This window comes from Rhizobium sp. Root1212, from assembly GCF_001424985.1.
Taxonomy (GTDB): Bacteria; Pseudomonadota; Alphaproteobacteria; order Rhizobiales; family Rhizobiaceae; genus Pararhizobium.
In genome coordinates this window covers 69,348-82,494 of record NZ_LMDA01000004.1, presented here as the reverse complement: position 1 = coordinate 82,494, position 13,147 = coordinate 69,348, and the positions used below count along the sequence as shown (strand labels likewise).

Here is a 13,147-nt window from a genome sequence, read left to right as displayed (position 1 = left end):
TCCTCCCGAGACCACCCGCATCCACGGGGCGCACCGCCCCGTGGAAGAGGACATCTGCATGAACAACACCGCTCTCGAAACCTTTCTCGGCTGTTTCGCCGATGCGCTCGACCGCGATACGCGCACCGTATCCCGATCCCACGCCGTCCGCCTGCGCCGGCTGGCAAAGCAAATGCCGCCGATGATCGATGCGGCGTCCGCCCGCGTGCCGATCCAGGCGGCCTGCGAGGCTGAGCTTGCCGAACACACGGCGCATGCGCCGCTCGCCCAGGCGCTCGCCGATCTGCTGCCCGCCCTTCACATCACCCGCAGCAAGAGTTACCTCGCCAGTCCGCCGAGCCGCGACTTCGGAGAGAACTACGGCTACGGCGTCATCTGCGGCCCGGAGGGGGGCCCGCCGGCGCTGATCCGCGACCCTCATATCGCCTTCGGCCTGATGTTTCTGGGACCGAAGACCTACTATCCGCTTCATCACCATCCCGCCGACGAACTCTACTACACCCTCACCGGCCCGTCTTTCTGGCGAGCGGGCGAGGCGGACTGGGTCGGCCACGGCACGGAAGCCATCATCCACCATCCGCCATGGTTGCCGCATGCGACGCTCTCGGCGGACCGGCCGCTCGTGCTGCTCTACATCTGGGAGGGCGATCTCGACACCGACGCCGCCTTCATTCCCGATGCCGTGACGGCGGAGGCCGCCCTCTCCTCCCTGGGGCTCGATGCGCTATGAGCATTTTCCGTCTTCTCGCCAGCCGAATCCTGTTGTCGGCCCTGACGCTCCTCCTCGTCTCGATCCTGATCTTCCTGATTCTGGAAGCCCTGCCGGGTGATGTCGCCACCCGAATCCTCGGCCGCGAGGCCACCGCCAAGGCGCTGGAGGTGCTGCGCAGCCAGCTCCATCTCGACCAGCCCGCCCTCGTGCGTTACTTCCAGTGGCTCGGCGATTTCCTGCGCGGCGATCTCGGCACCTCCATCGCCACCGGCCGGCCGATCGCCGACGTGCTCGGCCCGCGCATCGTCAACACCCTGCTGCTCTCGTTTTTCGCCTTCATCCTCTATCTCGTGCTGGCGCTCGTTCCGGCGATCATCCAGGCCGTGAACCGCGGCAAGGCGATCGACAACGTCATCTCCGTCATCACGCTGCTCCTGCTCTCGCTGCCGGATTTCCTTCTGGCGACGATGCTGCTCTTCCTCTTCGCCGTCGCCGTGCCGATCCTGCCGGCGCTCGCGACCATATCGGAAAACAGCACCTGGCCGGAGATGCTGCGCGTCATGGTGCTACCGGCCGTGACGCTCGCCATCATGATGGCCGTCTATGCCATCCGCGTGTTGCGCGACAGCCTGATCGAGGTGCTGCGCTCCGACTATGTGCGCCTGGCGGAACTGAAGGGACTGCGCCCGCGCGCCGTTCTCTTCCGCCATGCTTTGCCGAACGCCATCGTGCCCGCGCTGAACGTCACCGCGCTCAATCTCGGTTTCCTCATCGGTGGGGTCGTCATCGTGGAACGGGTCTTCTCCTATCCCGGCTTCGGCACGCTGCTGATTGACGCGCTGCAATTGCGCGACATTCCGCTCATCAAGGCGACCGTGATGATCAGCGCCGCCGTCTATGTCGCAGCCAATCTCGTGGCGGATGTGCTTGCCGTCCTGCTCCAACCGCGCCTGAGGACCAGCCGATGACATCAGGCACCTCCACCCCGTCCCGGCGTTTCAACACCGACCGCTGGCGCGCGACGCCCGGCCCGTTCAAGGTCGGCGCGGTCATCCTCGCCGCCCATGCGCTCTTCGCCATCATCGGCGCCGTCTGGACCCCCTATGGCTTTGCCGAAATGGGGGCGGGCTTGCCGCTGTCAGGCATCTCCTGGGACCATCCCATGGGCCTCGACCAGATCGGCCGCGACGTCTTCAGCCGCTTCATGCACGGCGCGCATATCGTGCTGCTGCTCTCCTTTGCCGGCACGATCCTCGGCATGGTCGCCGGCACGGCGCTCGGCCTCCTTTCCGGCTATGTCGGTGGCTGGTTCGACGCGGTCACCCAGCGCGTTGTCGAGGCGATGATCAGCATTCCTTTCCTGGCGCTGGCTTTGGTGATGATCATCGCCGCCGGCCCGGCACTTGCCGGCGCGCCCGTGCTCATCGTCTTCGTCGTCGGCCTCGTCTATGCGCCGCGCATCACCCGCATCGCGCGGGCCGCCGCCATGGAGATCGCAACGCGCGAATATGTCGCCGTCGCCGAACTGCGCGGCGAAGGCACCTGGTCGATCGTCTTCCGGGAAATCCTGCCGAACGCCGCCAACGTGCTGCTCGTCGAATTCTCGCTGCGCCTCAGCTATGCGCCGATCCTCATCGGGGCACTCGGCTTCCTCGGTTTCGGCATCCGCCCGCCGACACCGGAATGGGGCCTGATGATCAGCGAGAACCGCAACCTCTTGATCGCCTCCCCCGTGACGGTCTTCGGGCCGGGCCTCGGCCTTGCCTCCCTCGTCATCGGATTCAACCTTTTCACCGACGGCCTGTCGCGCATGCTCGGCCAGCGGCCTGTCGCGGGAGCGTAAAACCATGAAGAAACTCATCGAAGTCCGCAATCTCAACATCGCTTATGGCGGCACGGCCGGGTGGACCAACGTCGTGCAGGGCGTCTCCTTCGAGATCGCCCGCGGCGAAGCCTTCGGCCTCGTCGGGGAATCCGGCTGCGGCAAGTCCACCGTCGCCTACCGGCTGCTCGGCTACGGCACGATCAACAGCCTGGTGCAGACCGGCGAGGTCCTCTTCGACGGTACCGACCTCCTGAAACTCGACGCCGCCGCGCTGACGCGCCTGCGCGGCAAGCGCATCGCCCTCGTCCCGCAGAACCCGACGACATCGCTCAGCCCCGGCATGCGCGTCGGCGCGCAAATCCGCGAGATGATTGCCACGCACAAGGCGCTGCCGGAGGACATGGCCATGGAGACCCGCATCGTCGAGCTTTTCGCTCTGGTCGGCCTACCCGATGTCGGCCACCGCTACCCGCACGAACTTTCTGGCGGCCAGCAGCAGCGCGTGACGATCGCCATGGCCGTCGCCTGCAATCCCGACCTGCTGGTGCTGGACGAACCCACAACGGGCCTCGACGTCACCACCCAGCGCCAGATCGTCCAGCTCCTCGCCGACCTGCGCGTCCGTATCGGCATGGCCATGCTCTATGTCACCCACGACCTCGCCTTGCTCGCCCAGATCGCCGACCGCGTCGGCGTCATGTATGCCGGCCAGCTCGTGGAGGTCGCGCCCTGCGAAAAGCTGCTTTCAGCCCCGGCGCACCCCTATTCGCGCGGCCTGATCGCTTCCATCCCCACCATCGACGGCGCGGCTCGGCCCGGCCGAGGCCTGCGCGGCGTGCTGCGTCGCGACCAGATATCGACGGGCTGCAAGTTCGAGCCGCGCTGCGATTTCGCCACCACCGCCTGTCGTACCACGCCGCAGACGCTCGAACCGGTCGCGGAGGCCCGTGCCGTCGCCTGCATGCGCTGGCGCGAGGCCGTGGCACCGCATTTCCCCGTCCTGGTGAAGCGCGGGGAGGAAAAGACCGCCGAAGCGCCGGCGCGCCTGCTCTCGGTCGCCAACCTCTCCCTCTCCTATACACGCCCCGGCCTGTTCGACCGGCTGCTCGACCGCGCGAGCCCCGCCGTGGTGCGCGATATCGATCTCGACCTGCGGACCGGCGAGGTGTTGGCACTGGTCGGCGAATCCGGCAGCGGCAAGTCGACGATCGCCCGCGCCATCAGCGGCCGCCTGCCGCCCGGCGCCGGCATCATCAGACTCGATGGCACCGCCCTTGCGCCGGCTCTGAAGGACCGTTCCGTCGAGGAACTGCGACAGATCCAGTACATCTTCCAGAACCCGGACGCCTCGCTCAATCCGCGCCGCCGCATCCGCGCGATCCTGGCGCGCCCGATCGATCATTTTGGCATAGAGGTCGATGAGAAGGCGCTGGAAACCGTGCTCGACAATGTCGGCCTGCATGCCGGTTATCTCGATCGTTTTCCCGAACAACTCTCCGGCGGCGAGCGCCAGCGTATCGCAATCGCCCGCGCACTGCTGGTCAATCCAAAACTCCTGATCTGCGACGAGATCCTCTCGGCCCTCGACGTCTCCGTGCAGGCGCGTATCGTCGAGCTGCTGCGCGCCCTCAAGGAAAAGCATGCCGTTGCCATGCTGTTCATCTCGCATGACCTCGCCGTGGTGCAGGAATTCGCCGACCGCGTCGCCGTGCTCTATCATGGCGAACTCATGCAGCTCGCCGACACCGCCACGCTGCTTTCCAAACCGCTGCACCCCTATACGGAAATGCTGCTGGAAGCCGCACCGGGCCTTCGAAAAGACCATTACGTCTCCCGCCCGCCATCCGCCCCGAATTCGATGGCAGCACCGGGCGTCGGCTGTCCTCTTGCCGGCCGTTGTCCGCGCCAGATCGGTAGCCTCTGCGCCGACACCAGGCCGCCCATCCAGACAACGGTTAACGGGTTCATCCGCTGCCATCTGACCACGGGCAACTTGGCAACCGGTGCTTCTCCGGCAAATCGCAATGACCACCCGAGACAGAGCAGGTCAGTTTCCTGAGCCGCGAATATGTATCCGACGCTAAAATGCGCGAGTAGGATGGGGAACAAATCCGCCCCGAGCCCATATAAGCAAGCTTTTGAATGGGTTCTAACCAATAAGGCGACGATCCAAAGGCCGTTCCCGGCGGCCTCCCGAGCAGCCTGGACAGGAAGGTGTGTCCGATGAGCGCTTAGCTCAACGTCGAAAGTCGAAAGTAAGCGTTGGTTGCTATTAGTCGTCTCGCGGCCGATTACGCTTCAGGTGAGCTGACCAAACGGGCAGCAGCTTCGTTACCACTGTTTACCGCGCGCTCAAGCGTCGCGCCACGTGCGAGCTCAGCTGCCAGCGCGCCGATGAACTCGTCGCCGGCGCCATGAGTGCTGACGAGCTTGACCTTGATCGCAGGAATCTTCGCCTCGTAGCCGTCGGACTGCACGAAAGCCACACCCTCACCGCCCGCGGTAACGACGGCCGCAGGATAGTGGCCGGCCAGGATTCGGGGGAAAATCCGATGGCAACGTCGTCAGGGCCTAGCAGCGCCGCCGACATCAGCATCATGTGTGAATCGTCGTAGACGCTGGAGCGCACGCCGATCCGCAAGAACTTGTGCGCCACGTCGCGGGCAATCTGCGCCGAGCCGCCGACACCGTAGAAATCGCGCTGGCGTGCGCCGTAGATGAGATCGGCCGCCCGCTCGAAGGCTTCGATGTCCATAATGGCCAACGTTTCCTCCAGCGCCTGGATCGACGTGCGAAACACCTTCTGGACGATCTTCCGAGACGTATCCTCCAGCGAGAGTTCCTGATGCATTTCCGCCGTCGGCAACCGATTGTACTGGGCAACGGCATTGCGGAATTCACGGTAACCGGCGAAGCCGAGCTTCTTGGTGATCTTCACGACCATGGCCTCGGAAACACCCGCCTCACCGGCGATCTCCTTCAGCGACGTCTCGTCGTCGAAGGTCCGGAGCGCGAAGCAACCGCTCCAGTCTCGTTTCACTTGCAATGTTACGGTCGTTACATTATACAAACTCCATGACAACGCCGCCCTCCTGGCTTTTGCTGACCTACAAGGTCCCGCCCGAACCCGCTGCCAAACGCATCGCACTCTGGCGACGCCTGAAGGGCATGGGCGCGGTCTACCTGCAAAACGGCGTTTGCCTGCTGCCGAAGACCGACGACCATGTGCGCCGCTTGAAGATGCTGGAAAACGACGTCGCCGGGATGGGCGGCGAGGCGGTCATCCTGGAGACCGTGGCACTCGATCGTGCCCAGGAGGAGAAAGTCGTCTCACGTTTCAAGGCCGATCGGGATGAGCAGTATCGCGAGTTTCTAGGGCGCTGCGCCGACTTCGAGGCGGAGATCGCCAAGGAGGTCGCCATCAACAAGTTCACCTATGCGGAGCTTGAAGAGGAAGACACCGACCTCAAGAAACTGCAGGGCTGGCTGGAAAAGATCCGCAAGCTCGATTTCTACGGCGGAACGCTGGCCGAGGAGGCGGCAGACCGTCTGCGCGCCTGCGAGGTTCTGCTCGACGGCTATGCCCAACGCGTCTTCGACGCCCATGACGAGAACCGATGAGATGGCCGAACAAGACCCGGCAGGCGCAGTAGCGAACGACGCGGCATCCACGTCGGTTCGCCGGCGCATTCCCGCTGGCATATGGGCGCTCGGTTTCGTCTCGATGCTGATGGACATCTCCTCCGAGATGATCCATGCGTTGCTGCCCGTCTACATGGTGACGGTACTCGGCACCTCGGCCCTTGCCGTGGGTTTCATCGAAGGCATCGCCGAGGCGACCGCCTCGATCACCAAGGTCTTTTCCGGCGCGCTCAGCGACTGGCTCGGTAAACGCAAGCTGCTGGCCGCCATCGGCTACGGGCTGGCCGCCATCACCAAGCCGATCTTTCCGCTCGCTTTCTCGCTCGACTGGCTCGTCGCCGCCCGCTTCATCGATCGTATCGGCAAAGGTATCCGGGGCGCGCCGCGCGATGCCCTCGTCGCCGACATCGCGCCGCCGGAACTGCGTGGCGCAAGCTTCGGCCTGCGCCAGTCGCTCGACACCATCGGCGCCTTTCTGGGGCCGCTTCTTGCAATCGGATTGATGTGGCTGACGGCGGATCATTTCCAGACCGTGTTCTGGGTCGCCGTCATTCCGGCATTCCTGTCGGTCGGCGTCATTCTTTTCGCTGTCAAGGAACCGGAGCGGCCGAGAACACTGCGCAAAGTCCGTATGCCGTTGCATCGCGACGAATTGCGATGCCTGGGCTCTGCCTATTGGTGGGTGGTGGCGATCGCGGCGGTGTTCACGCTTGCCCGCTTCAGCGAAGCCTTTCTCATCCTGCGCGCCCAGTCGATCGGGCTGCCGCTGGCGCTGGTCCCGATCGTGCTGGTGCTCATGAGCCTGGCCTACTCGCTATCGGCCTATCCGATCGGCATCCTGTCCGACCGGATGGACCGAGTGACGATCCTGATCGTCGGCATGGTGCTGCTCATCCTTGCCGATCTGGTTCTCGCCTTCGCGCCGAGCCTTGTGGGGGTCGGCATAGGTGTCGTGCTCTGGGGGCTGCATATGGGCTTTACACAGGGGCTCATTGCGACCCTGATCGCCGAGAGTGCGCCGGCAGAACTGCGCGGGACGGCCTTCGGCATGTTCAACCTCGTCACCGGGCTGACACTGTTGGCTGCAAGCGTGATTGCCGGAGTTTTGTGGGACGTCTTCGGTCCGCAGGGGACTTTTGTCGCCGGCGCCGCGTTCGCCGTGCTGACTGTGGCCGGTCTGGTTTTTATGGGCGGCTGGCTGAAGGCGCCGGACCGTGCCTGACGTGACGAAACATTTGCCGAACGACAATCGCGCCGAGCGCGCACCAACATCCGGGTCTGGATATCGTGATGTACGAGCTTGATGCAGCACTGACCAGGGCAATCAACAGCCCCGCCGGAACGAGCCCCGTGCTCGATATCCCGATGATCTGGATCTCGGCGATCGGCGTTCCGCTTCTTGTCCTGGCCGTCGCCGGACAATGGTGGCGACGCGGGGACCGCCACCATATCCGGCACGGGCTGGTCGCCGCGGGCCTGACGTTCCTGCTCGGCCTCATGCTCAATCAACTGATCCTGCTTGCCGTAAATCGGATACGACCCTACGACGCCGGCGTCACGCATCTGCTGATTGACCGAAGCGCCGATCCCTCGTTTCCCTCCGATCACGCGACGGCTGCGATCGCCATCGCCGCAGCGTTCCTGCTGCAGGGGATGCGGCGGCTCGGGCTCTGGTTCCTGGCGGCGGCGTTGCTGGTGATGGTTTCGCGCGTCTATATCGGCACGCATTATGTCAGCGATGTCCTCGGCGGTGCTTTGACGACGACCGTCGCCGCGGTGCTGGTGCGTTGCCTGTATCGGAAGGGAACGCGCGTCGACCGAATGATCACCGGCATCCTGTAGGCCAAGAGAATGGTGGTCTCCTTTCTTTCCTCCGTCACTGCCTTTATCGCGGCGCACCCGCACCTCGCCTATGCGGCGGTGCTCCTGCTCGCGCTGTCGGAATCGATCCCGTTGATTGGCGTCTTCGTGCCCGGAACGGCCGTCATCATCGCGATCAGCGCCCTCGTGCCGAGCGGAGTCGTCACGCTCTGGCCGCTGCTTGCGGCGGCGACGGCCGGGGCTATCATCGGCGACGGCCTCTCCTTTTGGATCGGCCATCGCTACCACAGCCAGATCCTCCAGAACTGGCCGCTGAACCGCTATCCGGAACTGATTTCCCGCAGCCAGGCCTTTTTCACCCGCCATGGCGACAAGAGCGTGTTTATCGCCCGCTTTGCCCCCGGCGTGCGGGCCTTCATCCCGCTCATCGCCGGCATCCTGAAGATGTCGTCGCGCCGGTTCTATGTCGCCAACATCCTCTCCGCATTGGTCTGGGCGCCGTCGCACATTCTGCCGGGCGTGCTGGTCGGCGCTTCGTTCGGCCTGTTAGGGCCGGCCGCCAAGCCGCTGGCGATCATCGCCGTCCTGGTCGCCGTGGTGATCTGGGCGATGGTCCGCATCGTGCGCTTCGGGCTGCGGCGCGGCGTACCGGCTGCCGTCGCGGCCGGGCAACGCCTCCGCATCCGCCTTGACCGTATCGATTCCGCGTGGGCGAAAGCCATCGCCAGCCTGCTTGACCCGTCGCTGCCCGAGGCGAGGGGATTGGCGCTGCTGGCCGCGCTTCTTCTCGGCGGCGCGTGGTTGTTCTTCGGCATTCTCGAGGATGTCGTCAGCGGCGATCCGCTCATCCGCGCCGATGCCTCGATCTATCAGGCGCTCCAGGCACTGCGCACCGCCCCCGGCGATGCGGTGATGATCGCCATTACCGAGCTTGGCGATACGGTCGTCGTGGCCGCGGTGACGGTCGTCGTGTTCCTGTGGCTCGCCTGGAAGCGCGCCTGGCGCACGGCGGCATACTGGCTGGCCGCCGTCGCAGGCGGCTCGGCGCTCAACACGGTCATCAAGGTCGCGCTCCACCGCGCCCGGCCCGGCGAACTGTTTTACACCGGCTGGAGCGCGTTTTCCTTCCCGAGCGGCCATAGCACCGTCAACCTCATTCTCTACGGCTTTCTCGCGTTCCTGATCGCGCGGGATCTGCGTCCCGCATGGCAATTCGCCATCGCAACCAGCGCCGCATCCTTCACGTTCCTGATCGCGTTTTCCCGCCTCTATCTCGGCGCCCATTGGTTCTCCGACGTAATCGGCGGGCTGGCGTTCGGAACGGGCTGGCTTGCCCTGTTGGGCTTTTTCTATCTTCGCAAGACCTCGGAACCGATCGGCGCAAAAGCACTGGCCCTTGCCGGGTGCAGCGCGCTCGCCCTGGCCGGCGGCCTCAATGTCTATCGGCATCATGCGCTGGATGTCGAGCGCTACGCCGTAAAGACGTCGATGCCGACGATGCCCGCCGAGACCTGGTGGACGACCGGCTGGCGGCAATTGCCGGCATACCGCATCGATCTGACCGGCGAAATCGAAGAACCGCTGACCGTTCAATGGGCCGGGAGCCTGGGCGGCATTCATGAGGCCTTGGCGAGCAAAGGATGGCGCGACCCGGCATCCTGGGCTCCTCGCAATGCCTTGGCCTGGCTGACACCGGACGCCGATCCGGCCACACTGCCCGTCGTTGCCCGGCTTGCCAGCGGCAGGCTTCCGAATCTGACCGTCGTGCATGAGGGTACGTCGACCGACACGCGGCTAGTGCTTCGGCTATGGTCCGCCGATCTGGACATTGCCGGCGAAACCTCGTCGCCGGTGTGGATAGGCTCGGTCGTCGAGGAGCGGATCGTTCGATCCGTCTCGCTGTTCAGTTGGGCGCAGGTCGGGACGGAGGCGCACGGACCGCGTGATGGGCTGGCCGGTCAGTTTCCGATGGGACGCCTTGCCGTGCGCGACGACATGACAGCCGCAGACTGGGATGGGCGAGTGCTTTTGCTTCGCCAATAAATCCGGCCGCCGACCCAAAAGCGTGACCGGGTGCTGTCACCCAGAAAACCTTCGGGGCTTGATTTCTAGCGGATGAGCTTCGCCGCGTCGTTCTTCTCGATCCATTTCATCCGATGCTTGAGATCGTTCGACAAGGCCTGGCGCCGAAAGGGTGTGAGCTTCTTCCATGACTTGATCTCCTCGAGCGTGCGGCCGCATCCGACGCACCATTTCTTGCGGGGATCGAAAGCGCAGACGTCGATGCAGGGGGATTCGATTTTCATGGCGATTGTTATTTCACATAGGCGTGGACGACGTCGATGAGTTCGAGTGCACCATCACGGTGGCGATATCGTTTTTTCCCACGGTGATCCCGGCTTCAGGGTGACGCTCAGACTGCCGAGAAAATTGCAGGCCCATGAGCGTACAGCGATGTCGTTACGCCGCGCTTGACCGGAGTGCATCCAGGATGGCCTTGAAGGCAGGCGCGTTCTGCCGGCGGCTCGGATAATAGAGGTAATAGCCCGCAAAGGGCGGAGACCACGCCGCGAGCACAACCTGCAGGCGGCCGACGGCAATGTGGTTCGCGACGGTATCTTCCGGCACATAAGCGATGCCGTAACCCGCAAGCGCGGCTTCGACCATCGGCAGCGTGGAATTGAAGGTGAGCTGGCCGTCGACACGCATGCGGATGTCCCGTCCATCTTGCTGGAACTCCCAGGCATAGAGGCCGCCGGCGGTCGCCAGGCGCAAACAGATGCAGTTGTGGCCCATCAGATCCTGAGGGGTTTGCGGAATCCCGCGAGCCTCGAAATACCCCGGCGCTCCCACGGCGACCAACCGCCAGTCGGGACCGATGCGCACCGCGACCATGTCCTTCTCGACCGTTTCCCCAAGCCGGACGCCGGCATCGAACCCATCCTCGACGATGTTGCGGAAGCCGTTGTCCCGGCTGAACTCGAGCTTGATATCGGGATAGTCAGCGAGAACCGGCTTTAACTTCGGCCAGACGAGGTAGTCAAGCGCGTGATCCGACACGGTGATGCGCACCGTCCCTGACGGCTTGTCGCGATAGGCGGTGAGCGCCGCGATGTCGGTTTCGATCTCAGCGATGCGGGGGCCAAGCGACTGACGCAGGCGTTCGCCGGCCTCCGTCGTGGAGACGCTGCGTGTCGTGCGCGCCAGGAGCCGGAGCCCCATCCGCGTTTCCAGCCGCTTGATCGTGTGGCTCAAGGTCGATTGGGTGATGCCGATCTTGGCGGCCGCCTTCGTGAAGCTGCTCTCCTCGGCGACGACCAGAAACCAAAGCAGATCGTTGAAGTTTTCGCGCATGGTCGATGCCTTCGTTGAAGCGTGCGCGATTATTTATGGCTTGCATCGATAAGTTCAAACGAAATTCTACGGCTAATCACTGCAATCCATCGCTGCTATCCAGCATTCCATAAGCTGCCGGGCCAATCGCCGGCAACCTTTCCCACGGGGGCGACGATGGATACGACCTACGATCATGGTTTGGAAAAGCCGCAGGCGGCCTGGGGTGCAGTGTTTTCGATGGCGCTCTGCGTCGCCGTCCTCATCGCGTCCGAGTTCATGCCCGTCAGCCTGCTGACGCCGATCGCCGGGGACCTCGGCATCAGCGAGGGCCGGGCCGGCCAGGCGATCTCGGTCTCCGGCATCTTTGCGGTGGTCACCAGCCTCGTCATCGCCGGCCTCGTGCGGCATATCGACCGGAAGCGCGTGCTGCTCTCGTTCTCGCTGCTGCTCTTCCTCTCCAGCCTGATCGTGACGTTCGCACCAACTTATACGGTGCTGATGATCGGCCGCGCCCTGCTCGGCGTGGCAATCGGCGGCTTCTGGTCGATGTCGACGGCCATCGTCATGCGCCTGGTGCCGGAAGAGGCGGTGCCAAAGGGGTTGGCGATGATCAATGCCGGCAACGCCATCGCCGCGACCGTTTCCGCGCCACTCGCCAGCCTGCTCGGCGACCATGTCGGCTGGCGCGGCGCCTTCCTCCTCGTCGTGCCGCTGGCGCTGCTGGCGCTCGTCTGGCAATGGATCGGCATGCCGTCGCTGCCGCCGCGCGGGCGAAAGGGGCCGGGCAATGTGTTTCGGCTGCTCAAGCGCCGGCAGGTCGCGCTCGGCATGGCGGCGATCTTCCTGCTCTTCATGGGACAGTTCGCGCTGTTCACCTATCTACGGCCCTTTCTCGAAACCGTGACCGGCGTCAGCGTCTCGACCCTCTCGGCAATCCTCCTCCTGATGGGCCTTGCCGGCGTCGCCGGCACCTGGACCATCGGCCGGCTGCTGCAGACGCAGCTTTACAGCATCGTCATTGCCATTCCGCTTGTGATGGCGCTGCTGGCGGGCATCCTGATCCTTTTCGGCTCGGTGCCGTGGGCCGTCGCCGTTCTGTTGATCGGCTGGGGCTTCTTCGGCACGGCCGCGCCGGTCGGCTGGGGAACCTGGCTCAGCCGCGCGCTGCGCGACGATGCCGAGGCTGGCGGCGGGCTACAGGCCGCAATCATCCAGTTGGCCATCACATTGGGCGCCGCCGTGGGTGGCCTGCTGTTCGACGCGTTCGGATGGTGGAGCCCCTTCGCACTCGGCGCCGCCCTTCTGCTCGGCTCGGCGCTCCTGGCAGCGGCGGCCGCCATCGACCACGCAAAGGCTACGGCATGAGATCGTCCTTCATCACCCGCCGGGCAGCGCTGCAGGCCGCCCTCCTCACCCTCGGCCTCGCCCGCTCAACCCATGCACAGGGAGCCGCGTCCATGAAAATCCGCATCTCGTTCAACGGCCAGACGATGACGGCAGCGCTGGAGGACAATCCATCGGCCCGCGACTTCGCATCGATGCTGCCGCTCCGCCATCTCACCATCGACAACTACGCGAACAACGAGAAGATCAGCTATTTGCCGCGCAAGCTCACCGAGGAGGGCAGTGGCCCGTTCGGCAACGAACAGCCGGGCGATCTCTGCTACTATGCGCCCTGGGGCAACCTCGCCTTCTTCCACGCGGGATACCGCTGGTCACGCGGGTTGATCCGGCTTGGCCGCATCGACGGCAGCTTCGACCTCTTACAGACGCGCGGGCAGTTTCCGCTACAAATCGACCTCATCGGCTAA

Annotated in this window: 13 protein-coding genes and 1 pseudogene; 10 read left to right on the top strand and 4 right to left on the bottom strand. The window is 64.5% G+C overall.

The window, feature by feature from the left end; all coding sequences use genetic code 11:
- Nucleotides 1-58: 58 nt before the first annotated feature.
- Genes ASC86_RS08755 through ASC86_RS08740 form a run of 4 tightly spaced genes read left to right on the top strand, consistent with a single transcriptional unit; the run spans nt 59 to nt 4,596 of the window.
- Nucleotides 59-730: a dimethylsulfonioproprionate lyase family protein gene (locus ASC86_RS08755; RefSeq protein WP_056319302.1), complete on the top strand. Its 672-nt coding sequence runs from the start codon at nt 59-61 to the stop codon at nt 728-730.
- A complete protein-coding gene (locus ASC86_RS08750) occupies nt 727-1,680 on the top strand; it encodes an ABC transporter permease (protein ID WP_056319300.1) in 954 nt (317 codons plus the stop codon). Before ASC86_RS08755 ends, ASC86_RS08750 begins: the two co-directional genes overlap by 4 nt.
- A complete protein-coding gene (locus tag ASC86_RS08745) occupies nt 1,677-2,555 on the top strand; it encodes an ABC transporter permease (protein ID WP_056319297.1) in 879 nt (292 codons plus the stop codon). Before ASC86_RS08750 ends, ASC86_RS08745 begins: the two co-directional genes overlap by 4 nt.
- A 4-nt stretch (nt 2,556-2,559) precedes the next feature.
- The gene (locus tag ASC86_RS08740; protein WP_056319295.1) at nt 2,560-4,596 is read left to right on the top strand and encodes an ABC transporter ATP-binding protein; all 2,037 of its coding nucleotides are present in this window, start codon (nt 2,560-2,562) and stop codon (nt 4,594-4,596) included.
- Between the two features lie 232 nt (nt 4,597-4,828).
- Here ASC86_RS08740 and ASC86_RS25030 read toward each other — a convergent pair whose 3' ends face one another.
- Both ASC86_RS25030 and ASC86_RS08735 read right to left on the bottom strand, forming a co-directional pair.
- On the bottom strand, nt 4,829-5,014 hold the full coding sequence (locus tag ASC86_RS25030) for a PfkB family carbohydrate kinase (RefSeq protein WP_244477567.1): 186 nt from the start codon (nt 5,012-5,014) through the stop codon (nt 4,829-4,831).
- A 65-nt stretch (nt 5,015-5,079) separates the two neighbouring features.
- Nucleotides 5,080-5,577: pseudogene (locus ASC86_RS08735) on the bottom strand (SIS domain-containing protein); the annotation flags it as partial.
- Between the two features lie 35 nt (nt 5,578-5,612).
- Here ASC86_RS08735 and ASC86_RS08730 point away from each other — a divergent pair.
- From ASC86_RS08730 to ASC86_RS08715, 4 genes are all read left to right on the top strand, one after another.
- Nucleotides 5,613-6,158, top strand: coding sequence for a Chromate resistance protein ChrB (locus tag ASC86_RS08730; protein WP_056319293.1), 546 nt, complete (start codon nt 5,613-5,615; stop codon nt 6,156-6,158).
- 1 nt (nt 6,159) lies between these two features.
- Nucleotides 6,160-7,401: an MFS transporter gene (locus ASC86_RS08725; RefSeq protein WP_056319290.1), complete on the top strand. Its 1,242-nt coding sequence runs from the start codon at nt 6,160-6,162 to the stop codon at nt 7,399-7,401.
- Nucleotides 7,402-7,469: 68 nt separating this feature from the next.
- A complete protein-coding gene (locus ASC86_RS08720; RefSeq protein ID WP_056319288.1) occupies nt 7,470-8,021 on the top strand; it encodes a phosphatase PAP2 family protein in 552 nt (183 codons plus the stop codon).
- A gap of 9 nt (nt 8,022-8,030) precedes the next feature.
- Nucleotides 8,031-10,043, top strand: a complete 2,013-nt coding sequence (locus tag ASC86_RS08715) for a bifunctional DedA family/phosphatase PAP2 family protein (RefSeq protein ID WP_056319286.1) — start codon at nt 8,031-8,033, stop codon at nt 10,041-10,043.
- Nucleotides 10,044-10,108: 65 nt separating this feature from the next.
- Here ASC86_RS08715 and ASC86_RS08710 read toward each other — a convergent pair whose 3' ends face one another.
- Nucleotides 10,109-10,306: a DUF1289 domain-containing protein gene (locus ASC86_RS08710; RefSeq protein ID WP_056319283.1), complete on the bottom strand. Its 198-nt coding sequence runs from the start codon at nt 10,304-10,306 to the stop codon at nt 10,109-10,111.
- Nucleotides 10,307-10,460: 154 nt separating this feature from the next.
- The gene (locus tag ASC86_RS08705) at nt 10,461-11,354 is read right to left on the bottom strand and encodes a LysR family transcriptional regulator (protein ID WP_056319281.1); all 894 of its coding nucleotides are present in this window, start codon (nt 11,352-11,354) and stop codon (nt 10,461-10,463) included.
- Nucleotides 11,355-11,510: 156 nt separating this feature from the next.
- Here ASC86_RS08705 and ASC86_RS08700 point away from each other — a divergent pair, with 156 nt between their 5' ends.
- Both ASC86_RS08700 and ASC86_RS08695 read left to right on the top strand, forming a co-directional pair.
- Nucleotides 11,511-12,701, top strand: a complete 1,191-nt coding sequence (locus ASC86_RS08700; RefSeq protein WP_056319278.1) for an MFS transporter — start codon at nt 11,511-11,513, stop codon at nt 12,699-12,701.
- On the top strand, nt 12,698-13,147 hold the full coding sequence (locus ASC86_RS08695) for a cyclophilin-like fold protein (protein ID WP_244477566.1): 450 nt from the start codon (nt 12,698-12,700) through the stop codon (nt 13,145-13,147). Before ASC86_RS08700 ends, ASC86_RS08695 begins: the two co-directional genes overlap by 4 nt.